At 66.8% G+C, this 5638-nt stretch carries 9 protein-coding genes; 4 read left to right on the forward strand and 5 right to left on the reverse strand.

Annotation, left to right across the window (positions count from 1 at the left end; genetic code table 11):
* From FKP22_RS19210 to FKP22_RS32280, 4 genes are all read right to left on the reverse strand, one after another.
* A partial coding sequence (locus FKP22_RS19210) for a DUF72 domain-containing protein (protein WP_141289319.1) occupies positions 1-535 on the reverse strand: 535 nt, incomplete at its 3' end.
* Positions 536-590: 55 nt separating this feature from the next.
* Positions 591-1046: a carboxymuconolactone decarboxylase family protein gene (locus FKP22_RS19215; protein ID WP_141289320.1), complete on the reverse strand. Its 456-nt coding sequence runs from the start codon at positions 1044-1046 to the stop codon at positions 591-593.
* 119 nt (positions 1047-1165) lie between these two features.
* Complete coding sequence (locus FKP22_RS19220; protein ID WP_141289321.1) at positions 1166-2065, reverse strand: RNA polymerase sigma-70 factor; 900 nt, start codon at positions 2063-2065, stop codon at positions 1166-1168.
* Positions 2066-2235: 170 nt separating this feature from the next.
* Entirely contained in the window at positions 2236-2400 is a 165-nt protein-coding gene (locus FKP22_RS32280) for a hypothetical protein (protein ID WP_170200963.1), read from the reverse strand.
* Positions 2401-2541: 141 nt separating this feature from the next.
* On the opposite strand from FKP22_RS32280, the gene FKP22_RS19225 reads away from it, so the two are divergent.
* The 4 genes from FKP22_RS19225 to FKP22_RS19240 are packed head-to-tail and all read left to right on the forward strand — an operon-like array spanning position 2542 to position 5066.
* Positions 2542-2958: a VOC family protein gene (locus FKP22_RS19225; RefSeq protein WP_141289322.1), complete on the forward strand. Its 417-nt coding sequence runs from the start codon at positions 2542-2544 to the stop codon at positions 2956-2958.
* Positions 2955-3902 carry a 2-hydroxyacid dehydrogenase gene (locus FKP22_RS19230; RefSeq protein WP_141289323.1) on the forward strand — a complete coding sequence of 316 codons (948 nt, stop codon included), beginning with the start codon at positions 2955-2957 and terminating at the stop codon, positions 3900-3902. The genes FKP22_RS19225 and FKP22_RS19230 overlap by 4 nt, the downstream gene beginning before the upstream one ends.
* A 16-nt stretch (positions 3903-3918) precedes the next feature.
* Positions 3919-4614, forward strand: coding sequence for a tetratricopeptide repeat protein (locus FKP22_RS19235; protein ID WP_170200964.1), 696 nt, complete (start codon positions 3919-3921; stop codon positions 4612-4614).
* Positions 4615-4655: 41 nt separating this feature from the next.
* On the forward strand, positions 4656-5066 hold the full coding sequence (locus FKP22_RS19240; RefSeq protein ID WP_141289325.1) for a hypothetical protein: 411 nt from the start codon (positions 4656-4658) through the stop codon (positions 5064-5066).
* Between the two features lie 3 nt (positions 5067-5069).
* Here the strand turns inward: FKP22_RS19240 and FKP22_RS19245 are convergent.
* A partial coding sequence (locus FKP22_RS19245) for a LysR substrate-binding domain-containing protein (protein ID WP_233446893.1) occupies positions 5070-5638 on the reverse strand: 569 nt, incomplete at its 5' end.

Here is a 5638-nt window from a genome sequence, read left to right on the forward strand (position 1 = left end):
CGCCCTGCCGGCCCAGCCAGCCGCCGGGCAGGGCGGCCTCGGGCACTTTGGCCGGGTCTGCCGCAGCGCGGCTCACCTTCAGGCCGGCAAGCACGCGGTCTGCCGCAGGGGTGAACCAAGTCTTGTGCCGTGGCTCGCAGACCACCGCGCCGGCGTACAGCTCTGCGAGCAAACCGAAGAAGCTGCGCACCGGTCTGGCCTCGAAGGCGAACGATGGTGGCAACTGCACCAGCAGCACCGCCAGCTTGTCCCCGAGACCGCTCGCTTCGTTGAGGAATTGCTGCAGCGGCTTGCGCGCCCGGCGCAGCTGCGCCTCGTGCGTGATGGCCTGCGGCAGCTTCACGGCAAAGCGGAAGTCCGGCGGCGTCATGGCCGCCCAGCGGGCGTAGACCTCCGGCGCATGGTGGCGGTAGGCGGACGTGTTGATCTCGGCGCAGTTCATCACCAGCGCATAACGCGCCAGGTGCTGGCCCTCGCCCGAGAATGCCGTCGCCACCTCTTTGGGAATGGACCACCCTGCGGTGCCGATGTGCATGACATGCCTTGAAACCGACGATGCGGTCTCTCGGCAAGCCGGGTGCCGGTGGGGCTCAGGCCTGTTGCGGCAGCGGGTTGCGCATGCTCACGCTGATCAGGTTCCAGGCGTTGATGATGGCGATGGCGAAGGCCAGGTCGGCAATCTCCTCGTCGGAGAAGACGGCCTTCAGCAACGCGAACTCTTCGTCGCTGGCGTCCTTGTGCGGGATGTCGGTCACCAGCTCGGCCCAGCGCAGCGCAGCACGTTCGCGTTCGCTGAAAAACGGCGCCTCGCGCCAGCCGGCGACGGCGTTCAGGTGGCGCGGGTCGGCGTCCAGCTTGACCAGGTCCTGCCAGTGCATGTCCATGCAGTAGGCGCAGCCGTTGATCTGCGAGACGCGCAGGAACACAAGTTCGACCAGGCGGGCGCCCAGGCGGTCCTTGCGCAGCGCGCCAGAGGCTTGGTAGAGGCCCTTGAAGGCCTGCGGGGCGAGTTGGGAATAGGCGACGCGGGGGGCGTGGGCGGTCATGGTTGCTGTCTTTCGTGAAGCCGGGCCAGCACGATTGCGGCCCTCTCACTCATCAAGACGCGGCGACTTGGGCGCCTGTGACAGCCTCACCGAAAAAGCCGAAAAATCTCGCGGCGATCTCAATGCAACTGCTGTGCAATGCCTTGCAGCTTGTCCGGGTTGCGCACCACGTAGATCGCCACGATGCGTTCGCCGTCCGTCACAAAGGCCTGGGCCGATTCCAGCTGGCCGCCGAAGTAGCGCAGCAGGCCCGGCTCGCCGTTGACCTCGGCGAGCCGGTAGTCCACGCCGCCTTCGACCTTGCTTGGCAGCACGCCGTACAGATTGGCAATGCGGTGGCCGCCCTGCAGCACCTTGGAAGACGCGGGCATCTTGCCGCCGCCGTCGCCCACGAACTCGGCATCTGCCGCGAGCAGCGCTTCCATGGCCTGGGTCTGGCCGGTCTGCGCCGCGTGCATGAACTTCGCCAGCAGCTCGCGGTGCGTGTGGCGTGGCACCTCGAAGCGCCGCTGGCCCTGGCGCACACGCTCGGTGGCCCGGTGCACCAGTTGCCGGCAGGCGGCTTCGCTTTTGCCCAGCATGGCGGCAATCTCGTCGTAGTCGCGGTCGAAGGCCTGGCGCAGCAGGAAGGCGGCACGTTCGTCCACCGTCAGCCGCTCCAGTGCCCACATGAAGGCGACCGAAAGGTCACTCGCCAGCTCGGCCATGGTTTCCGGCGTGCGCTCTTCCACCTCCACCAGTGGCTCGGGCAGCCAGCAGCCGATGTAGTCGGCCCGCTCCGCTTTGGCCGCGCGCAGCCTGTCGATGGACAGCCGCGTGACGACAGTCACCAGCCAGGCCTCGGCCGACTGCAGCGCCGCCTGGTCCGCCTGCTGCCAACGCAACCAGGCGTCCTGCAGCACGTCCTCGGCGTCGGCCCGTGTGCCCAGCATGCGGTAGGCAATGGCGTGCAGGCGCGGGCGCGTGGCGGCGAAGGCGTCAGGGGTGGTGGTCATGGGCTGGCTCGAATCAGTCGGCATGAAGCCTAGACGGAGCGGCCCGGTAGTTTGTGACAGCGCGAGGCTGTTTTTCGCAAAGTGGCAGTGGACCTTGGATTGCCGCATCCCGCGGGGCCAGGGTCAAACTGTTTGCGGGCGCCTGCGAGCTGGCTCGGCAGGCGCCGGAGAGGTGGCCGCAGTGGGCCAGGATCTCAGGGGTTCGCGGCGCGGTAGGCGGCGCGATTGGCTTGGTGCATCGCCAGCCGCTCCTTGGCACCGGCCAGCCCGCGCTTGGTGTCGCGCAGCGCGGCTTTCACGCGGTCGCGCAGCACATGGAGGCGGGTGCGGTGCTTGTGTGCGGCAATGTTGTTGGCCATGAAAAAGGCTTTCTGAAGCGTTGTGAGGACATGGCTTGTACGCGTGGAAGCGCGGCCGGTCTGTGCGCTACCGCACATTGGGGCATGGGCGGGCCGGGCGCGCTACCCTTGGGGCTTGCTTTTCACCCACCGGAGCGCCTCTTGGCCACCTCACTGTTTCACCTGGCAATCCACGTCCGCAGCCTGGACGAGGCCCGGCAGTTCTACGGCAACCTGCTGGGCTGCGAAGAGGGGCGCAGCACCGACACCTGGGTCGACTTCGACTTCTTCGGCCACCAGCTTTCGCTGCACCTGGGCGAACCGTTTCCTGTGGCCAACACCGGCCGCGTCGGCGAACACATGGTGCCCATGCCGCACTTCGGCGTGGTGCTGGCGCTGCCCGCCTGGCAAGCCCTGGCGGACCGGCTCGGCGCCGCAGGCGTGGACTTCGTGCTGGCACCCAGCATCCGCTTCCGCGGCGAGCCCGGCGAGCAGGCCACGATGTTCTTCCTGGACCCTTCGGGCAACCCGATCGAGGTCAAGGGCTTCGCGGACCTGGATGCGGTGTACGCCGCATGACGGCAGGCGCCATCCCCTTTGTCGCCCGCGCTGGCGACAGTGAAACCGATGCCTGGGTGCAGGCGCTGCAGCAAGCCATGCCAGGCGAGCGCGTCGTGCGCTTCGACGCATTGAGCGCCGAAGAACGCGCCACCTGCACCGTCGCCGTGGTCGCCAACCCGGAGCCTGCAGACCTGCGCCAGCTTCCGGCGCTGCAATGGGTGCACAGCGTCTGGGCCGGCGTGGAGCGGCTGGTGGCAGAGCTGGGTGACACGCCGCTGAAGATCGTCCGCCTGGTCGACCCGCAGCTGGCTGACACCATGGCCGAAGCCGTGCTCGCCTGGACGCTCTACCTGCACCGCGACATGCCCCGCTACGCCCGCCAGCAGGCCGAGGCCATCTGGCAGTCTCAGCCCTACGTGCCCGCCCGCCAACGCACCGTGGGCCTGCTCGGCCTCGGCGCTCTTGGCGAAGCAGCCGCCCGCCGCCTGCTCACCGCCAATTTCCAGGTCCGAGGCTGGAGCCGCAAGCACAAGGCCATCGAAGGCGTGACCTGCTTTGCCGGCGACGATGAACTGCAGCCCATGCTCACCGCCTGCGACATCCTCGTCTGCCTGCTCCCGCTCACGCCGCAAACCACCGGCCTGTTGAACACCGAGCGACTGGCCTGGCTGCCACGCGGCGCGCAACTCATCAACTTCGCGCGCGGGCGGATCGTGGATGACGAGGCCTTGCGGGCGGCGCTGGTCAGCGGCCAGATTGCGCATGCGGTGCTCGATGTGTTTGCGACTGAGCCGTTGCCGCCGAGCGAGTGGCAATGGAAGCATCCGGGGGTGACGGTGCTGCCGCATTGTTCGGGGCCGACGGACCTGGGGACGGCGGCGGCGATCGTCGCAGGGAATGTTGGGAATTGGCGGCAAACTGGTGAATTGCCACCGGCAATCAACCTGGGCCGTGGGTACTGAAATCATGAAACGTCTCTTGATCCTTTCACTGCTGGCTTTGGCATTCGGACCGCTCTCCTCGATAGCGGCCGAGGTTCAAGGCGTCACGACAGAGATGCAATTGCGCGCCATGCCCGCAAAGGGCGTCGAACTACGGCCGGAAACCGAGGAACTTGCAAAATTGGTGCGCGCGACCCGGTGGGCGCAGGCCGAAGAGAAAGCTGCGGCCATTCGGCGTGCTTTCGAGGCCATGTTTGATCCGAGCCTCAAGCAGTACGTCTTCCAGTCGCCTGTCGAGTTCGGCGAATTCAGCAAGACCACCGATGTGAAGTTCGAGTGGATCGATTGGGGCTACAAGGAATGCCTGCAGTTTCAAGCTTTCCTTGCCGTCGAGAAGAAGGACTTTGCTGCCGCAATGGCCTTGTTGAAGTCAATCGAAGCCGTGGCACCGGTGTCCGCTGGCACTGCCGCTGAAACAGGCTACGTTCTTGGTCGGCTCGGGCGGGCCGAGGAAGGACTGGCTGAATATCGGCATGCATTTGAGTTGTCGCAGCGCTACGAGTCACAGCGGCCGTATCAGGGCGCATCGTTGCGTGGCATGGGGTCGGCGCTGATCGACCTGCAACGCTGGGATGACGCCGAGCGAATGTTCAAGCAGTCCTTGGAATTCGAGCCAGGCAACAAGGTGGCGCTGAACGAGTTGAGCTACATCGAGCAGCAGCGAAGCAAGTAGTCGAGGCGGCCGAGGGGCCATGGGTCGCAAGAATCGGCATCATGTCATTCGCCATCAAGACCAAGATTCCCGACCTTCAAGCCTCAACCTTCCGCTTCCCCCGCCAGAAAACCATGTACGGCGGCAAGACGATTGCGGTGGGTGATGTGGTCTACCTGTTCGCCAGCGAGAACGAAGGTGGCATGGGCTTGGTGGCGCGTGGTGTCGTGACGGCGGCGGCAGCGGTGCCGCGCATGCCAGGCGTCGAGCGGCAGACCCCACGGGTCAGCATCACCGTGGCGCGCACCGGGCTCGCCAAGCGTCGCCTGGGCCGCGCGGAACTGAAGCCGTTTTCGGACTGGAACGACGGCCGGCCGGAGACGGAATTGAACTTCAAGTTCTACCGGCAGGCGACCGACAAGATCGTGGGTTTGTCGCCAGAGGCAACGGCCTTCCTGGCTGGTTTCTTCTGACGCTCAGGCCTCGCGCTGGGCCGCCTGCACGAAGTCCACGAACGCCCGCAGCGGCGCGGGCAGGTGGCGGCGGCCGGGGTAGTAGAGGAAGGGGCCGGTGAAGGGGCGGCGCCAGTCTTCGAGGACGGGTATCAGCGCGCCGCTGGCCAGGTGCGGTTGCAGCCAGCCTTCAAACAGGTGGATGACCCCGCAGCCGGCGATGGCTGCGTCGACAGCGAGGTCCACGCCTGCGCCGCCCACGCGCACGACCAGCGGTCCCGTGGGCTCCACCGTGATGACTTCATCGTTGCGCTCGAACTCCCAGCCCGGCATGGCGCCGCTGGCGAAACGCCCGCGCAGGCAGGCATGTTGCAGCAGGTCGCGCGGGTGCTCGGGGCGGCCTCTCGCTGCGAGGTAGGTGGGCGAGGCGGCGGTGGCCATGCATTGCTGGCGCGGGCCGATGGGCGTGGCGATCATGTCCTGCTCCAGCCGCTCGTCGTAGCGGATGCCGGCGTCGCAGCCGGCAGCCAGCACGTCGACAAAGCTTTCGTCGACCGTCACTTCCAGCCGGATGTCCGGGTAGGCGGCGAGGA

The organism is Ideonella azotifigens, assembly GCF_006519715.1.
Classification (GTDB): Bacteria; Pseudomonadota; Gammaproteobacteria; order Burkholderiales; family Burkholderiaceae_C; genus Ideonella; species Ideonella azotifigens.